Source organism: Clostridium omnivorum (assembly GCF_026012015.1).
Lineage (GTDB): Bacteria > Bacillota > Clostridia > Clostridiales > Clostridiaceae > Clostridium_AX > Clostridium_AX omnivorum.
On sequence record NZ_BRXR01000001.1, the window covers coordinates 2995143 to 3017965 of the forward strand.

Below are 22823 nucleotides of genomic sequence, written 5' to 3' on the forward strand. Positions count from 1 at the left end.
GTTTTTATTTTATTTAGGGGGGATTTAAAATGAAGAGAGGTTTTATAGGAGTAATTATTTTATCCTTGCTACTAACTTGCTCCTGTACGCAAAAGGCAAAAACGGCGGATGTAAAACAGAGTGATAGTAAAGTTGAACTTGGTATTGTAAGGCATCCGCCAGCAGCAAGCTACTCAAGGGGAAAAATGACAGGACTTCCAAGCTTTAATCCAAACTCTGAGGATAACTGGCAAGTGGATTTGAGAAGCTATGATATTAGTGATTTATCATTAGCTGATAGATTAAAAGATTTAAAATATGCTGACTTTGATAGTAAAACTGTTTGGCCAAAGAATTTACCTAAAGAATTTGATAAGGATAAGATTATGGAACTTGGAAAGAATCCTGGTCTTGGCATTAGAGAACTCCACAGCAAAGGTATTACTGGAAAAGGAGTCGGAGTAGCTATAATTGACCAGCAGCTTTTAGTAGATCATACAGAATATAAGGACAGATTAAGGTATTATGATGAAATACATATTGATAATGGTACTCCAGCACAAATGCATGGTCCAGCTGTAGCTTCAATAGCTGTAGGAAAAAATGTGGGCGTTGCACCAGAAGCAGACTTGTATTACATTGCTGAAACACATGGAGATTTTAAAGATGGTGGATTTGACTGGGATTTCACTTGGCTTGCTAAATCTATCGATAGAATTTTGGAGGTAAATAAAAGCCTTGAAAACGATAAAAAAATAAGGGTAATATCCATATCCGTGGGGTGGAGCAAAGAGCAAAAGGGATACAAAGAAGTAACTGAAGCAGTTAAAAGAGCAAAAAAAGAAGGAATTTTAGTAGTATCATCATCAATACATGAAACCTATAAATTTAATTTTCAAGGCTTAGGAAGAGATATACTCAATGACCCAGAAAGTCCTAGTTCTTATGAACCCGGAATCTTTTGGAAGAATGAGTATTTAAAGAAGCCTGATCTGTTAAAGACAAGTGATTATTTGCTTATACCTATGGATTCAAGAACTGTAGCAAGCCCAACAGGAGAGGAAGACTATGTTTTTTATAGAAATGGAGGCTGGAGTTGGTCAATACCATATATTTCAGGCTTATATGCTCTTGCTTGCCAAGTAAATCCAGATATCACTCCTGAAAAGTTTTGGGAAGCAGCTTTAAGTACTGGGGATATTATTGATTATAAAAATGATAATAAAACTTATAAGTTTGGAACCATAGTAAATCCAAAGAAGCTTATGGATAAGATAGAAAAGAAGTAGATATGTTAAGGGCTCGCTGTGCAGCTGATTATTTTGTTAGCTGTACAGCGGCCTTTTTTATGTAAGGGGTAAGTCCTTATGTATATAGCAAAATTAAAGCCTTATTCAATAAAGCATATAGGGAATAAAGTTTAAGAGCATCATTTTCAGATAATATAGACACTTTCAAAAATATTTTTATATTACTATTGCATAACGTTTACAAACGGTGTATTATATAGTTAACCGATTTAGTAAACCGTTTCACTAAAATAATTACTAAAGGAGAGGGTTTAGAATGAATAGAATTTGCGTGCTTGGAAGCATGAATATGGATATAGTATTAAAAGTAAAAAATATGCCTCAGGTTGGGGAAACTATAATGTCAAAGTCTATGGAAAAGATAGCTGGCGGAAAAGGTGCAAATCAAGCTGTAGCTGCTAAGAGAAGCGGTGCAGAGGTATATATGATAGCCAAGGTTGGCAGAGATGATAACGGTATGATTTTAACAGAAGAACTTGAGAAAGATAATATTGATGTGAGATATGTTTTTAAAGATGACAAAGAACCTACAGGAATGGCAATTATTAATGTAGACGATAATGGGGATAATTCAATTATAGTGGTTTCTGGTGCTAATATGGCAATAAACAGTAATGAGATAAACAGTACTGAAGGTGCAATAGAAGAGTCAAATATAGTTATTACTCAATTTGAAACTCCAATGGATATGTCAATAGAAGCTTTCAAATTAGCAAAAAAGCATGACAAGCTTACTATTTTAAATCCAGCACCAGCTAGAGAAATAGATGATGAACTTCTTAAATATACAGATATAATAATTCCAAATGAAACAGAGGCAGCACTTTTAACAAATATAGAAGTTAAAGATTTAGACAGTGGAAAGAGAGCAGCTGAAGAGTTTTTCAAAAAGGGTGTTAAATGTGTAATAATCACTCTTGGTGAAAAAGGAGCAGCTGTAATAACAAAGGAAAACAGTGAAATAGTGCGTGCATATAAGGTTGAAGCAATTGATACTACAGCAGCAGGTGATAGCTTTATAGGAGCACTTTCTTCCACTATAGATGCAGAAAATTTAAGTTTTGAAGATATAAAGGCTGCGGTTCGGTTCGGAAATAAGGTTTCATCAATTGCAGTACAAAGAAAAGGTGCACAGCCATCAATACCATACTTAAACGAAGTACTTGATATTTATAAGGAGGCCTAAAATGAAAAAGACAGCTTTGTTAAATAGCGATATATCAGAAGTAATATCAAAAATGGGGCATACAGATGAAATAGCTATAGGGGATTGTGGACTGCCAATACCTGATGAAACAAGAAGAATAGATGTAGCTCTTATTAAGGATATACCAAGTTTTATACAAACTCTTAAAGTTGTTCTATTGGAACTTCAAGTAGAAGAGGCAATAATTGCAGCAGAAACAAAGGACATAAATCCTAAGGTGTATAGCGAAATTCAGCAGTGCTTAGAAAATGTGAAAATAACATTTATATCCCATGAAGAGCTAAAACAAGAGCTTAAAAAATGTAAAGCAGTTATAAGAACAGGAGAGCAAACTCCATATGCAAATATTATTTTGAAGTCAGGAGTTGTCTTCTAAGGGAGGATAAAGATATGAAAGAGCAAAAGCCAATGCTTAAAATGACAAAAATAACAAAGTCTTTTCCAGGAGTTAAGGCCCTTGAGGATGTAAACCTTACTGCATTTGGCGGAGAGATTACAGCTCTTATGGGGGAAAATGGTGCTGGTAAATCAACTCTTATGAAGATATTAAGTGGTGTTTATAAGAAAGATTCTGGAACCATAGAAATAGATGGAGAAGAAGTACAAATTACTGGTATTAAGGAAGCAGAATCGCTTGGGGTTACAATAATCCACCAAGAGTTAAGTGTACTGCCAAACCTTACAGTAGCAGAAAATATATTTTTAGGTAATGAAAAAACAAATAAGTTTACTGGAAGAATAGAAAAAAGGCTTATAAACGAAAGAAGCAAGATGTTTTTAGACCAGATTGGCTGTAAGATAGACCCTTCTACTTTAGTAAAGAATATCAGCGTAGGAGAAAAGCAAATGATCGAAATTGCTAAGGCTCTTACTAAAAATTCTAAAATAATTATAATGGATGAGCCAACTACAGCCTTAACTGATGTAGAAACTAAAAAACTATTTGAGGTAATAAAAAGCTTAAAGGAAAAAGGAATTGCAGTCATCTATATATCCCATAGAATGGAAGAGATTTTTGCAATATGCGATAAGGTAGTTGTTTTAAGAGATGGAAAGTATGTTGGAGAAGAAAGAGTTAAGGATATAGATAATGATAAGTTAATCAATATGATGGTTGGAAGAAATATTGAGGAACAGTTCCCATATAAGGAATATAAAAAGGGCCAAGTGCTTTTAGAAGTTAAAAACTTAAATTATGGAAATATAGTAAAGGATGCATCACTTGCAGTAAAAGCCGGAGAAATACTTGGTGTTGCAGGGCTTATGGGGTCAGGAAGAACTGAACTTGCTAAAACTATATTTGGAGAGTATAAAGCTACTTCTGGAGAGATATATGTTGAAGGTAAGAAGGTAAAAATTAATTTTACTAGAGATGCAATTAACAATGGAGTTTGTTATCTATCAGAAGATAGAAAAAAAGAAGGCTTAGTTTTAGGAATGTCCGTTGGTAGAAACATGACTTTAAGCAATATAGAAAAGTATGAAAATAAATTTAAACGTATTGACCAAAATGCTGAGAGTAAAGACGTAGAGGAATACATTAAAAAACTTAAGGTTAAGACACCAAGCAGTGCACAACTTATTAAAAATTTAAGTGGTGGCAATCAGCAGAAGGTAATACTTGCTAAGTGGCTCCTGGTAGCACCAAAGGTTTTAATCATCGATGAGCCTACTAGAGGTATAGATGTAGGAGCAAAGAAGGAAATATACGAATTATTAAATGAATTAAAATCCATGGGAAAAGCAATAATTATGATTTCTTCAGACTTGCCGGAAGTATTAGGGATAAGCGATAGAATTATAGTTATGAGCGAAGGAAAAATATCCGGAGAGCTTGCTCGTGAGGATGCAAATCAAGAATCTGTAATGAAGCTAGCCGTAGGAATAAAATAGTTAACGAAAGAGAGGATTTTCTTATGAAGAATAGTATAAAAGGAAATTTAGTTAAATATAAATCACTTCTAGCATTCTTTGTGCTATGTATCATTATATCAGTAATTACACCTAGATTCTTGACAGTATCTAATATTACAAATGTACTAACTCAGGTTTCTGTAAACGCTGTAATAGCTATAGGTATGACCTTCGTAATTCTAACAGGAGGCATAGATCTTTCAGTTGGTTCAATTCTAGCAATAGCTGGAGCCTTAGCAGCATCAGTTGTAAAGACTAACGGAAATGTACTTTTAGCAGTAATCGTTGCAGTAATAGTTGGTGGAGCCATAGGGTTAATTAATGGTCTATTAGTATCAAAGGGAAAGGTTCAAGCCTTTATTGTAACACTTGCATCAATGACAATATTAAGAGGAGTAACCTATGTATTTACCAATGGAACTCCAATATCAGGATTAAATAATGCATTTAGTGCAATTGGAAATAAAAAAATGGGTGTACTCCCAGTACCAGTGTTGATTATGGCTGTGGCAGTATTAATTGCATACTATCTACTAAGTCAAACTAAGTTTGGAAGATATTTATATGCATTAGGTGGTAATGAAGATTCAGCAAGACTTTCTGGTATAAATACAGACAAAATAAAAACTTGGGTATATGTAGTATCAGGTATTGCAGCAGCAATAAGTGGTGTAATTATCACAAGCAGAATAGGTTCAGCTTCTCCTAATGCTGGTTCAGGCTTTGAGCTTGATGCCATTGCAGCAGTAGTAATAGGTGGAACAAGTCTTTCTGGTGGAGAAGGAAGTGTAGTTGGCACTATAATAGGTGCCCTAATAATAGGAGTTTTAAACAATGGATTAAACCTTATGAACGTTTCACCCTTCTATCAGTCAATAGTTAAGGGCTTGGTTATATTAATAGCCGTACTTTTAGATAAAAAGAGCAATAAATCAAGATAAATATTTAGATAAAAACACGGGTAATATAATGCTAGTATTTCATTAATATTGTAAGCAATAAAAAAATATATATTATAAACAATAGGGAGGAAGTAAAATGAAAAGAAGAAGTTTAAAGCTATTATCCTTATCAGTTGTATCTATGTTATTAGTAGGCAGCCTTGTAGGTTGTTCACAGCAGAAGGAAAGCACAACTACTGCTACTAAAAAGCTTGGTATGGTTATATCAACCTTAAACAATCCATTCTTCGTTTCCATGAAGGACGGTGCTGAGAAAAAGGCTAAAGAATTAGGCTACACTCTTGTAGTTTTAGATTCACAAAACGACTCAGCTAAAGAAAGATCAAACGTAGAAGACTTAATGCAGCAAGGTGTTACAGCAATTATTATAAACCCTACAGATAGTGATGCAGTAAAAAATTCTATTCAAGTTGCTAATGATAAGAAAGTTCCAGTTATTACTGTTGACAGACAAGCAAATGGTGGAGATGTAGTTTGCCACGTAGCATCAGATAACGTTAAGGGTGGAAGCATGGCAGCAGATTTCATATTAGATCAATTAAAGACTAAATCAGATATAAAGATAGTTGAACTTCAAGGAATACCAGGAGCTTCTGCTACAAGAGATAGAGGAGCTGGTTTCCACAAGGTTGTAGACGGAAAAGCTAATGTTAAAGTAGTTGCAAGCCAAGCAGCAGATTTTGATAGACAAAAGGGACTATCTGTAACTGAAAATATAATTCAAGCTACACCAGCTTTTGATGCAGTGTTCGCTCATAATGATGAAATGGCTTTAGGGGCAGTAAAAGCATTAAAAGCAGCTAACAAAAACGTTATAATAGTAGGCTTTGATGGAAATAAGGATGCTGTAGATGCTGTTAACAGTGGAGATATGGCAGCTACAATAGCACAACAACCAGACTTAATGGGTTCAATGGCAGTGGACAATGCAGTTAAGGTTACTAAAGGTGAAACAGTACCAAAACAAATACCAGTAGAACTTAAGATAGTTAAAAAGTAATTATAAGCAAATAATATTTCATCCCCCTTTAAATAAATAGTTAGGGCTCCACTTTTAAAGTGGGGCTTTAATTTTAAAAACTAGATGAATTGTATACAAAAAATAGAAAAAATATGTTTTAATAGTAAATAGAGAAAAATATGCAGGGACTTGAGGGGATAAAAATGAAGAAGGCAACATTAGCAGATATAGCACAAAAAGCAAACGTTTCCAAAGCTACGGTATCTATGGTACTTAATAATAAAGAGATAAATGTAAGTGAAGCTACAAGACAAAGAATATATGATGCTGTAAAGGAACTAAACTATATTCCCAATACTGTGGCTAGAAGCCTGAGTACAAGAAAAACTGAGACTATAGGCATAGTATTACCTGATATTGAGAATCCTTTTTTCTCCGAAATGGCAAGAGCTATAGAGGATACCGCAGGAAAATTGAACTACAATGTTATATTTTGTAACTCAGATAATAATCAGGAAAAGGAAGAAAAGTACGTTAAGCTATTAATTAGCAAGCTTGTGGATGGAGTAATATTTGTTTCTGGAGGAAAAAGTGTAGAAAACCTTCATATGCTAGAAAACAATAATGTACCACTTGTTATAGTGGACAGATATATAGAATCATCAAAGGAATACAGCGGAGTCTTTTGCGCAAATGAAGAGGGGATTAGACTTGGAGTGGAGTATCTTTATAAAAATGGCAAAAAAAATATTGTGTTTGTAACAGGTTCTCAAAAGCTAAAAGTAGCAAAACTAAGATTAAAAGCCTTTGAAGAAGTTACAAAGGAACTTAACATATATAATGAAGAATTAATTTTCACAGGAGATTTCACTATAGATGGAGGCATAAAGGCAACAGAGGAAATAGTAAACTCTTCAAAAAACATAGATGCCATTTTTTACAGCAGTGATGTTATGGCTTTAGGTGGAATGAAGCTTCTAACTAGAAAAGGCTATAAAATTCCTGAGGATATAGCAGTAATGGGATATGACAATATAAGTATATCTAAGTTAATTGAACCTGAACTTACAACTGTTGCTCAGCCTATATATGATATGGGCAAAGAGGCCTGCAAGCTTTTAGTTGGAATTATAAATGGAGAAAGAAATAAAGAACTTATCATACTTAAACCTGAATTAATAGTCAGGGGCACCGTGTAGGCTGCAGTCACTTGAGTTTTTAGTTAATGATAGAATACAATATATATAAGAAATTCTTTAAATTTAGGTATAAGGGTGATGGGGATGAATGAATTTATCAGATTTGAGATAATTACAAGGGATAGATTGGGTATTACTGTTGAAATACTAGAAAAAATATATGATAGAAAAATTAACTTAATCTCCATGGAAGTTTTTTTTGAAAAAGTATGTGTAAAAATTGAAGAAATAGACAATGAAGAAAAAGAATTATTAAAGAGTGAATTATACCAGATTAAAGATGTTCTATCAATAAGCGAAATAGAATTGCTCTATCATGAGCGAGACGAGAAAAGGCTGCTTGAAGTAATTGATTCATTAGTTTCCAATAATGAAGAAGAAGCTTTTAAAGACATAATAGGCAGCAGTATACAAATTGAAAATGTAAAAAAGATGACTACAATTGTGGCTAAGAATAATTCCACTGTGCTTTTAAGAGGTGATAGCGGTACAGGAAAGGAATTGTTTGCAAGGGCAATTCATAATTTGAGTGAGAGAAAAAATAAAAGGTTTGTCACAATTAATTGTGCAGCTATACCAGAAAATTTGCTGGAAAGTGAATTGTTTGGATATGAAAAGGGCAGTTTTACCGGGGCAATGCAGAGTGGAAGGGAAGGGCTTTTTAAAGAAGCTGACGCAGGTACATTGTTTTTAGATGAAATTGGAGAACTTCCAATGTATCTTCAAGCAAAGCTTTTAAGAGTAATACAAGAAGGCAGCATTAGGAAAATAGGAAGCAATAAAGAGGAATATATTGATGTTAGGATAATATCTGCTACAAATAAAAAACTTGAAGAGATGATTGAAAATAAGGCATTTAGAGAAGACTTATACTATAGATTAAATGTGATACCTATGTATATACCTAAATTAAGTGAGCGCCTAGAAGATATTCCGAGTTTAGTACAATTCTTTATAGCAAAGTTTAATAAAAAACTGAAGAAGAATGTTAAGGGAGTAGAGCTGGAGTTTATAAATGCACTTATGCAATATTATTGGCCGGGAAATGTTAGAGAGCTTCAAAATGTAATAGAAAGAGCAATGAATTTGTGCGAAGGTGACATTCTAACTAAAAGGGAACTAATAATTGAGTTTGGAAACAAAAATAATGTTAATATAGATGTACCTATAAGCAATAAGGTAAATGAACAATTACCCCTTAAGGAATTAATGGAGCAGTGCGAAAAAGAAATAATTCGCAGGACTCTTAGTTCAAATAAAAGCTGCAGGAAAACTGCAAAGCTATTAGGGGTTTCTCATACAACAATAATAAACAAAGTTAAAAAATATGATATAAAATTGTAAAAAAATTATTCCACATGGAAAGAAAATATTCCACTTAAATATTAGAGTGGAATATTTTCTTTCCATTATTTTAATTAAATTTATTATAGAAGGCTTCTATGGAAGTCTTCTTTTTTTGCAAGCTCGCAAAATGAAGCTATTGCTGACAATTAAATCATTTGTTTAAACGTTTACAAAATTGGCACAATTGTTGCTTGAGATTACAGTATATATATTTAAATTGGGGGTAATTAAAATGGAAAATAAAGATTTAAAGAAAATGGGATTTGCTACAAGAGCAATTCATGGCGGACATAAACACGATCAATATGGGGCTTTAGCTACACCTATTCATCAGACAGCAACCTTTGTTTTTGATTCTGCTGAGCAGGGAGGAAAAAGGTTTGCACTTGAAGAAGATGGCTATATTTACTCTAGACTTGGAAATCCAACAAATACTCAATTAGAAGAAAAGATAGCAATGCTTGAAGGCGGAGAAGCTGCTGTTTCTACTGCTTCTGGTATTGGTGCAGTATCTTCAGCATTTTGGACTGCTTTAAAGGCTGGAGATCACGTAGTTTCGGCAAAAACATTATATGGATGTACTTTTGCTTACTTAAATCATGGAATATCCAGGTATGGAGTAGAGGTTACTTTTGTAGATACTACTGACCCTGAAAATGTAAGAAAGGCAATGAGACCAAATACTAAAGTTGTATATCTAGAAACACCTGCTAATCCAACTCTTGAAGTGGCAGATATTAAGGCAATAAGTGATATAGCGCACGAAAAAGAAGACTGTATAGTAATGGTTGATAATACTTTTTGCTCACCATATATCCAAAGACCACTTGAACTAGGAGCTGATGTAGTTATCCATTCAGGAACTAAGTTTATAAATGGACATGGTGATGTTATTTCGGGCTTTGTAGTTGGAAATGCCGAATTTATAAAGAATGTTAGATTATTTGGAATAAAGGATATGACAGGAGCTTCATTAAGCCCATTTGACGCATTTTTAATTATAAGAGGAATGAAAACATTAGAAATAAGAATGGAAAGACACTGCTCTAATGCAATGAAGGTAGCTGAATTCTTAGAAGCACATCCAGCAGTAAAAAGAGTATACTTCCCTGGCCTTGAAAGCTTCCCTCAATATGAATTAGCTAAGAAGCAAATGAGTCTTCCGGGAGCTGTTATAGCCTTTGAAATAAAAGGTGAATATGAAGATGGAATAAAAGTAATGAATAGTGTTCAGCTATGTAAATTAGCTGTTAGCTTAGGAGATGCTGAGACCTTAATTGAACACCCAGCTTCTATGACACACTCACCATACACTAAGGAAGAGAGAGAAGCTGTAGGAATCAGTGATGGACTAATCCGTCTAGCAGTTGGACTTGAAAATGTAGAAGATATAATCTGGGATTTAAATCAAGCTTTAAATAATATTGTTTAGAGGTAAGTAAAGGGAATGCAGCTGCATTCCCTTTTAAATTATAGTCTTTTAGGATAAAATTGCCCTTCTTCTTTTTTTACTCTATCACCAATGCTCAAATCATAGTAAACGATTTCGTTAACGGTAAAAGTAAATCTCTCTCCATTATCCTTTAGAATGTACAGTTGATATATTGCGTTATGCATACCCCTATAGAAGTAATCCTTTACTTCTTTTTTTTCTACAACTCCAAACCAACTTGACTTATTTCTTTTAAAATCTAAGTAGATTGGCAGTAGAACAATAACTAGTGAGGCTCCAAGAATGATAAAAAATGCAAGAAGCTTCATTTAATCTACCCCCCAAAGTAGGTTTCTATATTATAGTATATTCCTTATAAAGGTAATAAGTTATAATAGACAACCATTAGTGTAAAACTTTATTTTTAAACATTTATAATCATTAAGGCTATTATTGTTATGATCATTGCAGTTATGTCTTTTTTTCGCAGCTTTTCTTTAAATATTACAAAACTTCCAAGGCTTATAAGAATTATACTTGCAGCGCTATATAGTGGAAAGGCTACGGAAGTTTTAACTGTATTTAGAGCAAGTATTAAGAAAAAGGACGAAAAGAGATTAGGTATACCTACTAAAAAGCCTATAAATAAATCCTTTGAAATTACCTTGTTTTTACTCCTTAAAGTAGAGTAAAGGCTAATTAAAAATGAAATAAAGAATACGAAAAATAGAAAAACATCTTTATATTCAATTAAGGAATACTTTTGAAATATTTTATTGGAGAATTCCGCCATTCCTCCGAAGAAGAAGAGCAATATCAAGGTTAAATTTACTCCATTTAAATTATTTTTATCAAAAGATAAATTTACAATAATAATAGAAATAATAGAGAGTGCTATTCCAACCCATTGCAGTGAAGTAGGGTATTCATTCCATAGTATTATAGACATACACATAGGAATTAGTATTCCTAATTTTCCAAAGGTACCTGAAAGGGAAGCACCATTTTTTTTAACACTCTTCTGATAATAGATAAATGATAAGAAGAAAAAGGCCCCTGCAAATACTCCAATCAGAATAGCCCAAATCAAACTTCCATACTTTGAAAAAGAACCACTGCCATTTAGTACTACTTGTACAAATTCATTATAGAAGTTACCACTTAAACTTAAAATCTCAAGCTTATTAATTATAAGCATGATGAAGCATACTATGAAAGCTGTAAAATAGTTCATAGTGGTAACAGCATATCTATTCATATTATTTCCTTCGGTGTATTTAAAAATTAGCGCTATAGAAGAACTGCATAGTATAGCTAATATCAAGTAAAACATCAAATGTACATCCTCTCAAAGTATAATACAATAGTACAATTCTATAAAAGACGTTGAAATCCTTTTAAAAGTAAAATACTTTGCCAAATTAATAGCAAAGTATTTTTTAAAGTTAAATAAATTTATGCGTTAGGAAGATTATTGTACATTATTTCAAACCAGCCTTGAGGGTATTTACATGCAGGACATATTTTTGGTGCCTCTGTTCCCTCAAATATATACCCACAATTTATGCACTTCCAGTACTGAGGGGTATTTTTCTTATAGAGTGTTCCGTTATTTAGAGCATTCATTAAATCAAGAAAGCGCTTCTCATGAGCAGTTTCTATTTCCACAATCTTTCTAAGTGCAAGCTCAACTTCAGGGAAGCCCTCTTGCTTTGCAGTATCCGCAAATGATGGATATAGTGTTCCCCATTCTTCTTTTTCTCCTTCAGCGGCATATTGAAGGTTTTGTGCTGTATTGCCATATCCAATTGGATACTCTGCATCTACCTTTATGTGTGTTTTACCAAGACCTTGAATTAAGAAGTCAAAGAAGATTTTGGCATGAGCTCTCTCATTATCTGCAGTTTCTCTAAATACCTCAGCTGTATGTATATGACCTTCTTGCTCAGCTACCTTTGCATAAATTGTATATCTATTTCGTGCTTGTGATTCTCCTGCAAAAGCTTTTGCTAGATTTTCAGCTGTTTTAGTTCCTTGTAAACTCTTCATATAAACTCTCCTTTCGCTGGAAACACAGGATAGTCTACGTTTCTTTATTGAAAGACTTATCCATAAATCCAATGCATTATTATCGTTAATTATTATTACCAAATCATCAAAAAAGTAACGATAATAATCGGGAGATCTTATAAGAAAATTTTTAAGAAATCAAAAGTGAAGAAATTTCATGGAAAACTTCATCCACAGAAAGTGTTCCATCAACTGAAGATAGTAAATTTTTATTGTTATAGTATGCAATTAGCGGCTGAGTAAGCTTATTGTATTGCACTAACCTCTCAGTCACAACTTCTTCCTTATCATCTTCTCTTTGAGTTAAATCTCCGCCACAGCTTTCACATTTTTCTTTAAGCTTTGAGGGGTTAAACTTAATGTGATAATTAGTACCACACTGTTTGCAGGTTCTTCTACCTATAATTCTCTCTAAAATAATATCATCTTTTACATTTATTAAAACGACTTTATCTAAAGTCTTATTTTCTTCGTTTAGAAGTTTATCTAATGCTTCTGCCTGAGCAGTAGTCCTAGGAAATCCATCTAGTAGGAAGCCATTGCTGCAATCATCACATTTAAGTCTTTCTCCTATTATTTGTGTAGTAATTTCGTCTGGAACTAAATCGCCTTTATCCATATATTCTTTAGATATTTTTCCTAAATTGCTGCCCTTGGCTATTTCAGCCCTAAACATTTCACCTGTTGATATATGGCATACATTAAATTCTTTAGCAATAAGCTTTGCCTGCGTTCCTTTTCCAACGCCTGGAGCCCCTAATAAAATAATTCTCACTTTTTTACACCCCCTGGTATTTCTTGTTATTACATAATTTATATTATGCATCTAAATTATTTAGGCTCTCTAATTTAGAAGTTATTTTTGAGCCTTTTGGAAATAAGTGCAATTAATACGCACATTATCTATTATACTACACTTTTTAATAAAATGTGATACACAAATGAAAGAAATAATATTAAAATAATTCAAAAAATAAAGTTTATATTGAAATTTATGTTGTAAACGTATTAAACTATATGATCAAAATCGGATTTTCTTATAGATACTGTTTCAAGTATTTAAAATAGCTATTTTACATTGGAATAACTTGCATATAAAATTACATTGAGATTAAATGTTGGAGGGAAGATTATGAGAAATAGAAAAGTATTTTTGCTAGTTATAAGTGCTATGGCAGTTGCAATTAATATAGTACTAGGAACAATAGTTTCAAGGCTTCAAATTCCGTTATTATTTTTAGATACTATAGGTACAATTTTTATAGCAGCACTTTACGGACCTTTGTATGGGGCGGCAGTTGGTACTATTACTAACCTGCTGACTCCTATTTTATCCGGAAATCCTAAAGATATACCATTTTTCTTAGTAAACCTTGCTGTAGGTTTAATTGTAGGGTTTATAGCAAAAAGGTATAAGTTTGGATTAGTTCCTGCAGTAATTACAGGTATTATATTATCAATAGTATGTCCTTTAATAGGATCTCCAATTGCTGTATGGGTATATGGTGGAATAACAGGCTCAGGTAACGATTTTATATTCACTTGGCTAAAAAATTCAGGAATGGACATATTTAGCGCTGCCTTTGTTCCAAGAATTACAGGAAACATAATAGACAAAATAGGGTCTTGTATATTAGTGTCTGCAGCTATAAAATTAATACCTGCACAATACAAGAGTTCTTCAAATTTATCGGCTTAAGTATAAGTTTAAAAGGATAGGTAGTTTCACTATACTATCCTTTTAGTTTATAAAGATATTATATGTTATAAGGAGAGTTAAATTGAGAAGTAAAAAAATACTTGTAATGAGCCACTGTGTTTTAAATCAAAATAGTGTGGTTTATCCTTTAGCCAGGGCAAAGGGTGCCTTTAGCTTTGTTAAGAAAATAGTAGATAGTGGTGTTGGAATAATACAACTTCCATGCCCTGAACTAAAATTCCTTGGTATTACAAGAAAGCCTATGACTAAAGAAGAATATGACTCTAAAGAATATAGAGAATTATGTAATGAATTATTTGTTCCGGTTTTAGAGGACTTAATTGTATATATTGAAAGTGGATATGAATTCTGCGGTATAATAGGAATTAATGAAAGTCCAACTTGCAGCATAACTGGAAGTAGGGGTGTTTTTATGGAAGAAGTGTTCAAACTGCTTCATGAGAAAAAAATTGAAACTGCATATTATGAAGTGTCAGAGGAATATAGCGATGAAGACAGTGATAATGTTTATAGAGCTATAGAAAAGGCACTGCATATATAATTATTATATTAACTATTTATAATTATATTATTTTAAGTAATAAAAAGTTGATTAATTTTATAAAATAAAAGAAGGTTGAGCCTAGTATTATAGGTTCAACCTTCTTTTGCTATAGTTATTTCTAAACTTATTTTTTTTAAATTTACGCTCAAAGAAGATAAACATTAGAAGTCCATCGGCACACCACTGTATTATAGTAATGCACCAGGCATAAACTACAGAAGCTCGGCCAAGATAGATAAAATAATACATTAGTGGTATTCTTATTAGCCAGCATGTGATAAGAGATATAACAAAGGGTGTTTTGGTATCACCGTAACCTTTTAAAGCTCCTGCATAAATTAGAGAAGCTGCTATAAAGGGCTGTTCAACAGAGCCTACCATAAGACAAAGAGTACCATAGTATATTACAGATGCTTCCTTTTCATGAAGAAATAATTGTATTAGATTTCCTGGAAATAAGAAAAATATTATACCACAGATAGTCATAGCTATTCCGCCTAGAAAGGCACAAGCATTACCATATTGCTGAGCTCGTATATAGTTTCTCTCTCCAATTTTTATTCCAACTAAGGTTGTAGCTGCTGCAGCAAACCCCATTCCCTGCATAAAGGAAATGGATTCAATTGTAGTTGCAATTTGATTAGAAGCAAAAGCAGTGGTTCCTGTATGTAATATCATTGATAAGCTGAGAAGTCTGCTTAAGCTAAAAACAGCTTCCTCTAGAGAAGTTGGCACAGCTAAGCTGATAAGTTCCTTAAGTTTTGATAATTGAAATTTTAGCATAAAATTAATATGAATTTTAATTTTGGATAAATTTAAGGTGTAAAATACTACAAAGGTAAAACCGCATATTTGAGCCACCAGCATAGAAACTGCTGAACCCATAACTCCAAGCTCAGGAAAGCCAAGGTTTCCAAATATAAGCAGGTAGTCTAAGGATAAATTTATGATGCAAATTATTGTTGAGACCAATAAAGGTGTACGTGTATTTCCATAACCTCTAATAATGGAGTCCATAGTAGTTGAAAGCATTTTAAAAAATAGACCTAAAAGGGCTAGTCTCATATAATTTGTTCCAAGGCTTAATACTGCCTTTTTTGCGCCCGCAATTGATAAAATAGTTGGACAAAAGCAAAAGAGTAGATAGCATAGAGCAAAGGATACAATTATTGCTATACTAAGTCCCATGGAGGCATATTGATCAGCTTCGGCTTTGTAACCTGCACCATATTTGCGTGCTACTATAGAAGTAATTGAAATGGCAACGCCTAAATCAATAAAAACACTGCTGAGAGAAAACATAATTTCATTTGAAAGGCCTACTGCACTAACAGCAGTTTGTCCACCATACAACCCTATCAGCATAGTATCAAAAACGGAAATAAACATATATAATATCATTTCACTCACAGCTGGAAGTGAAATGTATAATACCTCTTTTACTAATTTTTTATCTTTCATATTTCACCTCCACTTATCCACAGTTTGTACATAACTATTCTATGCAAGTTAATAAAATAAAATAATAAAAAAATTTTTATACCTTGTAATTTATATTTTTTGGGGAAAAATATTTTAGAAACATGCTTTTAGCTTTAGAAAAGGGAGGAGTTCTGCTTGCACACTTTTAATCATAAATATAATCTTTTGAAAATAGCTACTATAATACTTTTATTTACTTTTTATCTAAATAACTATTCACCAAAAGTCTATGGATATATGCTAGAACCAAATGTGAACCAGGAGAACCAGCAAACTCCTAAAAAAGAAGAGATTAAGCCACAAGAAGAAAAGCTAGATCCTAAGGAAGAGATAAAAGCTGAGATAGAAAGAATATATAATGAGAGAAATAAAGCACTTGTAAATGGGGATGCCTCAATATTAAAGTCAGATTTTGACACTTCCCAAAGACAGGGTTTATGGTCCATGGAGCACGAGGTTAAAAGAATTCAATATTTTAATCAATGGGCAAGTGAAAGAAATATGGAGTTTAAAAATATTGAATCTACAGTAAGAATAAAAAAGCTTAATGCTGGAAGCAAAAGTGCTAAAGCTTTCCTTGAGGAAACTTATAAATTTGATTATGTATATAAGGGTGATGAAGCTGCCACTTTAAATTCTTTTGGAGTAGGTATAAGGCATACTATAACCCTTAAAAACAATGGAGAAAAGTGGATTGTCTATAACGATTGGTATACAGACTGCTTTGAAGATGCACTTCAAGGTTACACTGGATTTATTCAAGAAAATCAAACATCTATGACTACAGATACAATTGAAGAATATATTGATAAATCAGCTTGGAAGTGGAAGCACTCTTACAATAGAGAAAAGGCAGTAGAATATGCAGATAAATACTGCGGAGCTGCCTGGGGGAGTACTAACGATTTTAAATATAACAAAAAATACAGAGACTACAATGGCATAGGAGGAGATTGTACTAACTTTGCCTCCCAGGTATTAGGAGATAAGGAAGCAGGAGGACTTAAGCAGGATGGCACATGGAGATGTCCGCAAAAATTATATGGGCATAGTGAAGGAACTAGTGCATGGGTAAATGCTGATGGTCTTAAAAATTATCTTGTTTACAGTGGTAAGGCAAGTGTTATTAGAAAGGGCACTTTCAAAGAATTAACTGCAGCCACACCAAATTTACCAAGCGGTGCCATAAGTAAAATACAGCTTGGAGATTTAATTTGCTATGAAAAGAAGGGCCAAATAGACCATTTTGCAATTGTTACAGGCTTTGATTCTAAAGGCTATCCACTTGTAAATTCTCATACTACAGATAGGTATCATGTACCTTGGGATTTAGGTTGGGGAGATAAGCACATAAAATTTTTATTACTGCATGTTAACGGTTAATGAAGATATGGTGCATAGAGATTAAACTTCTTTATGCACCTAAATAGAGTATTAGAGGGTAGAAATTCTTATTTTATTTCTAGTAAAAGAAAATAAGAAACAAAAGGTTAACTTTCCTCAAACATATGGGGAAAATAGGAGGTGTAAAATTGAAAAAGGGCTATAGTTTTTTATCTAAATGTGGAAATTTTACGATATTTTTTTTAGTGTTGGTATTTTGCATGCCACTTATAAGTGGCTACAATAAAATCAATGCAAGGACAAGTGCCAGCGATGTAGAAGAAAATAAGAAGGTGGTATACTTAACTTTTGACGATGGGCCAGCTAATATTGTTACAAACAAAATACTGGATACTTTAAAGGAAAAGGATATTAAGGCTACTTTTTTTGTAATAGGAGATAAAATAAGCGGAAGAGAAGAGATACTAAAAAGGATATACGGTGAAGGGCATACTATAGGGCTTCATACATATACTCATAAATTTAAAAAGATATATAGAAGTGAAGAAAGCTTTATTGAAGAAATGGATTTAACACGGAATGAGGTTAAAAGAGTTCTAAATATAGAAGCAACTGCAATAAGGTTTCCAGCAGGAAGCAAGCCTCATTTAAATGACAGCTTACTAGAAAAGCTTCATGCACAAGGTTATAAAATATATGACTGGAATGCAAGCTTATCTGATGGGCTAAATTATAATACTCCTCCAGATAAACTATATAGAGAAGCTACAAAGGTAGTAGGGAAATCTACAAATGTAGTATTATTACTTCATTGTGATCAGCCAAATACTAACACATGTAAGGCTCTTCCTAGAATTATAGACTATTATAAAGAACAAGGATATGAATTCAAACCAATCAAAGAAGATACTCCTGAATTCTACTTTAGATTCAAGAAAAATAATGTTAGGAAGACAGTAACCACATTTATAAAAAATACAATGGATAAATAAGACAGGAGGCTTAATCTCCTGTTTTTTATAATTCCAAGGTTGCATTATCTACAAAGTGCCAATCAGTTCTTACAGCCTTTATATCTTCTACTAATTTAAATAATGCCAAGTCTTTTTGCTTTGCTTCTATCATCACATCAAAATCCATATTTATGGGCTTGCACAGCTCTACAAAGGCTATAAAATCCTCTGCTTTTATAAAGTCTGCATGCTTTCTATCATATTCACTTTCTTTAGGACTTGAAAAGTGAATCTTAGGAGGAAAAGGCTGTCCCTTCCAAGTATTAAAAATATCTTTAATTATAGGTTCAAGAGAATTTCCATTATTATTGCAGAGGTGGTGATGTACATCTAGTACCATGGGAGTTTTTACTTCCTCACATATTTTAAGCACCTCTTCAGCAGTAAAGGTTTTATCATCGTTTTCTAGTATGATTTTTCCAGTTATTTCTCTAGGATAGGCATTAAAATTATGTATAAACCTCTCCATAGAAGCTTCTTTTCCACCTTGACTGCTGCCTACATGAAGTACCATTTTACCCAAAGGGTAGTTCATATCCTCAAACAGATGTACATGCTGCCACAAATTTCTTTTAGTAGCCTCAACAACTTCTTCTCTTATACTATTTATTACGTTGAATTCATCTGGATGAGTATCTACCCTCATATTACTTTCTTTAATTAATTTTCCAAGTATAGAAAAATCCTTGTTAAACATTTTTCTATATTCCCAAAGCACCTCTGGGTGTGTAGCAAGAGGTACAAGAGCTGAAGTTATTCTGTAAAAATGTATTTGCTTTTCTACATTATACTGAAGTATTTTATATAAATCATTAATGTTTGAAAGAGTGACCTGTTTTAATTTGTTAAGCTTTTTTTCCTCAGTCTCTAATTTACTGTAGTTTTTATAGGTTACAGTACTTGAAGAAGTAACTTTGGGCAAATTTAGTGCTATAGCCACATATCCAAAACGGATTCTCATAAACATCACCTCTTTATTTATTGATATAAGAGTATTATGTGTAAAGATAGAACATCTTACTAGAATCATTTTAAGCAGTTATCTAAATGGATATATGGTTTAGATGAAAGATGCACTATTGTTTTTTGTCCTACGGTGCTTTAATTGGTGGCTTTATATGAAGTATAGCTATAGCAATTCTTGCATCTATAGGACCGCTCAAAAGACTAATGGCCGACAGTGCTATTGATTCTATAAGAACAGTTGGGTAGGATAATGTAACAGCCTTAGAATATGAGAAAAAAATCAGCTGACTGAATTATGTTTCAGTGAGCTGATTTCACTTTTATTTCTTACTTATAAAATTATCAAAACCTTCTCCTGTAATCACACTTTTTGCATAGCTCCTCCACTACTTCGTGTCTAGAAAAGCCTTCATATATATCTTTAGCTCTTTTATCATTTATGATGGTTTCAAAGGAGCTTTCTTTTATATTACCTAGGTTAATTATGCCTTCACCGTCTAAGCAGCAGGGGACTACAGTGCCATCCACTAGAATTGCTATTTGATCTTTAAGACCATAGCAGAAGCCTTTGTTGTCGGATTCCTCAAGCTGAAGCTCAGGCCATTTAAATTCATATGCTTGGTTTAGATATACCTTAGGAAGAAGCTTTATACCTCTATTCCCTACTAGCACTTCTTCAATTTTATAATCTAAATCGAAGGCGGTTTCAATTCTCTCCAATATGTGTTGATTTTCACCAGCATAGGCTGTGTTATTTTCTCTAGCTGTTCTAAGCTTTTCTTCTTCTAGATTCCAGAGTCTATAGGAAACAAGTACTTCAGTGTTCTTAGCTGCTTCCCTTGTAAAGGTAAAAATATTATCTAAATATTCATCTATAGTTATGTTTTGAGTATTTGCATCAAAGCTGTGAAGTGAGAAATTCACCTGTCTTAAAGACTTTTTATATAGTATTTTATCTTTAACCCTGCCAATAAGAGTACCGTTGGTGGTTATATTAACTTTAAAACCATACTCAGATGCTAGGTCTAGCATCTTTTCAATATCAGGATGCAATAGGGGCTCACCCTTAACATGTAGATAAATATAATCAGTATAAGGCTTAATTTGAAGCAATATATTTTCAAAGGTTTCAAGGTTCATAAATTCAGGAGCTCTTTGAGTTATAGGACAAAAGCTGCAGCTTAGGTTGCATACATTGGTTATTTCTATATAAACTTTTTTAAATCTTTTCATAATTGACCTTCCTAAATTATAATAATAAGTATTGAATATATTTTACACTAAATTATAACAAACAATGATGCAAAAGTGAAAGAATAATAGTGGGTTTGGAGAAAATATATTATTAAAAGTGAGATAATGAGATTAAAGGTCTAAATGACTTTTAATGGTTAATCAACCTTGCCAATTTCCATCGGCAAGGTTGATTAACCAGTGTTTCCACTGGAAGGAGAATGAATATGAAAAAGGATAATGTTATAAAAAGCCTTGTAGTAATAGTAATATCAATGTATATTATATTTTTATTTACTGACATAGGTTTTAAAAATGTAGCAAATATTTATTCTACTATGCTAAAATTCAGTACTATTGTTTTTTGCTTTTTAATAGCTCTATTAATTGGAAATGATGGCATAGATAAAATAGACACAACTTTTGTACAGCTGGCAAGATTTTTTACTCTTCTAGCAGATTTATCATTGGTGATTTTATACCGCTTTGAACTAGGCATTGGCTGTTTTTGCATAGTTCAATTTATATATATATTAAGGCATGGAAGAGGAAAGTCATTCAAAAGTATTGCAACTAGACTTATAATCACTATGCTTTTATTTGGAATTGTCTATATAAAAATACCTATTCCCAATATAGATAAATCAATGTACATATTGGCTTTATTATATGCTTCACTACTAATAAACAGTGTAATTATGGCTGTTACAACTTACAATAGGAAGTTTTATTCTAGACTTTCCTGTACACTAATTGCTATAGGGATGGTTTTATTTTTCCTGTGCGATATAAATGTAGGACTTTATAATGTAATTGATTTTCATGATATTGAATTTATAAGGGTCAACAGTAAAGAGTTTTTGGTTGGATTCCTAATGTGGTTTTTTTATCTTCCATCCCAGCTATTGTTAACCTTAAGTGGGTTTAACCAGAATTATCTAAAAAAGCTGTTTGGATAAAAATAAGCCTTTCATTTAATACTATTAATAGTTATAAAAAATGAAAGGAGAAATATTATGCAAACAGTTCACTATAATGTATCAGGTTTAGCAAACTCACAAAGCAAGACGAAGGTATTAAATGCTCTTGACAAAATAGAAGGAGTTCAAGAAGTTGATGTGGATTTAGCAAGGGGGACTATAGAAGTTGAGTATAATAGTCCTGCAAACCCTGAGAAGATAAAAATATGTATTGAAAACACTGGATATGAAATTCAAGATTAAATGATAATAATAGACCTCTTAGTAAAAAAGTTTACTAAGAGGCCTATTATTGTTTTCGTCTATATAGTTGTTCACAAGTTATTTTAAGCTTATAGCGCTGTATAGATTTTCTCTTCTGTCATCTTTAATTGGGAAGGATTTTCTTAAGGTATTAACTTCATTTATATCTAAATCTGCAATTAATAGCGCTTCACTGTCAGAACACTGAGTTAAAATATTTCCTAGTGGATCTATTATCATAGAATCACCGGAATACTCCAGGTTGTTGATGCTGCCTACAGCATTTACTCCAGCTATATAGCATTGGTTCTCTATAGCACGTGCTTTTAAAAGTGTAATCCAGTGCTCTCGTCTAGCCTTTGGCCAGTTTGCAGCTACAGTTATAAGCTGACAGGACTTTGAAGCTATTTGAAAGATTTCTGGAAATCTTAAATCATAGCAGATAAAAGGAGTTATTTGAAAGTTCTTTAGAGAGGTATATACTATTTCATTTCCGCCTGTATAAAACTCACTCTCTGTACCGTAGGAAAAAGGATGAATTTTTGTATATGTGCATAGCTTATTTCCATCAGAGGATACTATGGAAAACTTATTTTTACCTTTTTCTGAGGTTTTTTCTATATGTCCAAAGCCAAGATTTATATTATGCACTACAGCTTGCTCTTTAAACCAGTGAAGAGTACTACTATCAGTTTCTCCCATAGCTTCAACCTTCATAGAAAAGCCAGTGAGGCTCATTTCGGGAAAAAGTAATAAGTCTACTTGATTTAAAGCTGCTTCAGCTATAAATTTAGAACACTTTTCTCTATTTAAAGCTTTGTTTTCAAATTCAATTTTCATTTGAGCAAGGCCTAATTTCATAATAAATTCACCTCTACTATAATGATTTTCTTATATAATAGTATACATTAGGAATA

23 protein-coding genes are annotated in these 22823 nt (G+C 32.7%); 15 read left to right on the top strand and 8 right to left on the bottom strand.

The window, feature by feature from the left end:
* The first annotated feature begins 29 nt into the window (after positions 1 to 29).
* The 9 genes from bsdE14_RS14070 to megL all read left to right on the top strand — a co-directional run bounded on the left by bsdE14_RS14070 (position 30) and on the right by megL (position 10311).
* Positions 30 to 1268 (top strand): S8 family serine peptidase, encoded by a 1239-nt coding sequence (locus tag bsdE14_RS14070; RefSeq protein ID WP_264850598.1) that lies wholly within the window; start codon positions 30 to 32, stop codon positions 1266 to 1268.
* Between the two features lie 277 nt (positions 1269 to 1545).
* Positions 1546 to 2475, top strand: coding sequence for a ribokinase (gene rbsK / locus bsdE14_RS14075; protein WP_264850599.1), 930 nt, complete (start codon positions 1546 to 1548; stop codon positions 2473 to 2475).
* 1 nt (position 2476) lies between these two features.
* A complete protein-coding gene (gene rbsD / locus bsdE14_RS14080) occupies positions 2477 to 2872 on the top strand; it encodes a D-ribose pyranase (RefSeq protein WP_264850600.1) in 396 nt (131 codons plus the stop codon).
* A 14-nt stretch (positions 2873 to 2886) separates the two neighbouring features.
* Positions 2887 to 4389 (top strand): sugar ABC transporter ATP-binding protein, encoded by a 1503-nt coding sequence (locus bsdE14_RS14085; RefSeq protein WP_264850601.1) that lies wholly within the window; start codon positions 2887 to 2889, stop codon positions 4387 to 4389.
* 23 nt (positions 4390 to 4412) lie between these two features.
* A complete protein-coding gene (locus bsdE14_RS14090; protein ID WP_264850602.1) occupies positions 4413 to 5351 on the top strand; it encodes an ABC transporter permease in 939 nt (312 codons plus the stop codon).
* Positions 5352 to 5448: 97 nt separating this feature from the next.
* On the top strand, positions 5449 to 6372 hold the full coding sequence (rbsB, locus tag bsdE14_RS14095; protein ID WP_264850603.1) for a ribose ABC transporter substrate-binding protein RbsB: 924 nt from the start codon (positions 5449 to 5451) through the stop codon (positions 6370 to 6372).
* 164 nt (positions 6373 to 6536) lie between these two features.
* A complete protein-coding gene (locus bsdE14_RS14100) occupies positions 6537 to 7532 on the top strand; it encodes a LacI family DNA-binding transcriptional regulator (RefSeq protein WP_264850604.1) in 996 nt (331 codons plus the stop codon).
* A gap of 84 nt (positions 7533 to 7616) precedes the next feature.
* Positions 7617 to 8876 (top strand): sigma 54-interacting transcriptional regulator, encoded by a 1260-nt coding sequence (locus tag bsdE14_RS14105; RefSeq protein ID WP_264850605.1) that lies wholly within the window; start codon positions 7617 to 7619, stop codon positions 8874 to 8876.
* Positions 8877 to 9111: 235 nt separating this feature from the next.
* Positions 9112 to 10311: a methionine gamma-lyase gene (gene megL / locus bsdE14_RS14110; RefSeq protein ID WP_264850606.1), complete on the top strand. Its 1200-nt coding sequence runs from the start codon at positions 9112 to 9114 to the stop codon at positions 10309 to 10311.
* A 38-nt stretch (positions 10312 to 10349) separates the two neighbouring features.
* Here the strand turns inward: megL and bsdE14_RS14115 are convergent, their stop codons facing one another.
* The 4 genes from bsdE14_RS14115 to bsdE14_RS14130 form a co-directional block, all read right to left on the bottom strand.
* Positions 10350 to 10640 carry a DUF7489 domain-containing protein gene (locus bsdE14_RS14115; protein ID WP_264850607.1) on the bottom strand — a complete coding sequence of 97 codons (291 nt, stop codon included), beginning with the start codon at positions 10638 to 10640 and terminating at the stop codon, positions 10350 to 10352.
* A 95-nt stretch (positions 10641 to 10735) separates the two neighbouring features.
* Positions 10736 to 11644 carry an SMR family transporter gene (locus tag bsdE14_RS14120; RefSeq protein WP_264850609.1) on the bottom strand — a complete coding sequence of 303 codons (909 nt, stop codon included), beginning with the start codon at positions 11642 to 11644 and terminating at the stop codon, positions 10736 to 10738.
* Positions 11645 to 11766: 122 nt separating this feature from the next.
* Positions 11767 to 12360 carry a rubrerythrin gene (gene rbr / locus bsdE14_RS14125; protein ID WP_264850610.1) on the bottom strand — a complete coding sequence of 198 codons (594 nt, stop codon included), beginning with the start codon at positions 12358 to 12360 and terminating at the stop codon, positions 11767 to 11769.
* A gap of 151 nt (positions 12361 to 12511) precedes the next feature.
* Positions 12512 to 13156, bottom strand: a complete 645-nt coding sequence (locus bsdE14_RS14130) for an adenylate kinase (protein WP_264850611.1) — start codon at positions 13154 to 13156, stop codon at positions 12512 to 12514.
* A 357-nt stretch (positions 13157 to 13513) separates the two neighbouring features.
* On the opposite strand from bsdE14_RS14130, the gene bsdE14_RS14135 reads away from it, so the two are divergent.
* A complete protein-coding gene (locus bsdE14_RS14135) occupies positions 13514 to 14080 on the top strand; it encodes a CD3073 family putative ECF transporter S component (protein ID WP_264850612.1) in 567 nt (188 codons plus the stop codon).
* A gap of 82 nt (positions 14081 to 14162) precedes the next feature.
* The gene (locus bsdE14_RS14140) at positions 14163 to 14642 is read left to right on the top strand and encodes a CD3072 family TudS-related putative desulfidase (RefSeq protein WP_264850613.1); all 480 of its coding nucleotides are present in this window, start codon (positions 14163 to 14165) and stop codon (positions 14640 to 14642) included.
* Between the two features lie 87 nt (positions 14643 to 14729).
* Here bsdE14_RS14140 and bsdE14_RS14145 read toward each other — a convergent pair whose 3' ends face one another.
* On the bottom strand, positions 14730 to 16106 hold the full coding sequence (locus bsdE14_RS14145; RefSeq protein ID WP_264850614.1) for an MATE family efflux transporter: 1377 nt from the start codon (positions 16104 to 16106) through the stop codon (positions 14730 to 14732).
* Between the two features lie 156 nt (positions 16107 to 16262).
* Between bsdE14_RS14145 and bsdE14_RS14150 the strand changes: the two genes are divergently transcribed.
* A complete protein-coding gene (locus bsdE14_RS14150) occupies positions 16263 to 17510 on the top strand; it encodes an amidase domain-containing protein (RefSeq protein ID WP_264850615.1) in 1248 nt (415 codons plus the stop codon).
* 149 nt (positions 17511 to 17659) lie between these two features.
* Positions 17660 to 18463: a polysaccharide deacetylase family protein gene (locus bsdE14_RS14155; RefSeq protein WP_264850616.1), complete on the top strand. Its 804-nt coding sequence runs from the start codon at positions 17660 to 17662 to the stop codon at positions 18461 to 18463.
* Positions 18464 to 18488: 25 nt separating this feature from the next.
* On the opposite strand, the gene uvsE is transcribed toward bsdE14_RS14155, so the two are convergent.
* Positions 18489 to 19445 carry a UV DNA damage repair endonuclease UvsE gene (gene uvsE / locus bsdE14_RS14160; protein ID WP_264850617.1) on the bottom strand — a complete coding sequence of 319 codons (957 nt, stop codon included), beginning with the start codon at positions 19443 to 19445 and terminating at the stop codon, positions 18489 to 18491.
* A 347-nt stretch (positions 19446 to 19792) separates the two neighbouring features.
* The gene (locus tag bsdE14_RS14165; RefSeq protein ID WP_264850618.1) at positions 19793 to 20683 is read right to left on the bottom strand and encodes a radical SAM/SPASM domain-containing protein; all 891 of its coding nucleotides are present in this window, start codon (positions 20681 to 20683) and stop codon (positions 19793 to 19795) included.
* 227 nt (positions 20684 to 20910) lie between these two features.
* Between bsdE14_RS14165 and bsdE14_RS14170 the strand changes: the two genes are divergently transcribed.
* Together bsdE14_RS14170 and bsdE14_RS14175 are read left to right on the top strand one after the other, a co-directional pair.
* Positions 20911 to 21642 (top strand): lysoplasmalogenase, encoded by a 732-nt coding sequence (locus bsdE14_RS14170; RefSeq protein ID WP_264850619.1) that lies wholly within the window; start codon positions 20911 to 20913, stop codon positions 21640 to 21642.
* A gap of 57 nt (positions 21643 to 21699) precedes the next feature.
* Positions 21700 to 21906: a heavy-metal-associated domain-containing protein gene (locus bsdE14_RS14175; RefSeq protein WP_264850620.1), complete on the top strand. Its 207-nt coding sequence runs from the start codon at positions 21700 to 21702 to the stop codon at positions 21904 to 21906.
* A 78-nt stretch (positions 21907 to 21984) separates the two neighbouring features.
* Here the strand turns inward: bsdE14_RS14175 and bsdE14_RS14180 are convergent, their stop codons facing one another.
* Entirely contained in the window at positions 21985 to 22767 is a 783-nt protein-coding gene (locus tag bsdE14_RS14180) for a carbon-nitrogen family hydrolase (protein WP_264850621.1), read from the bottom strand.
* Positions 22768 to 22823: the final 56 nt, after the last annotated feature.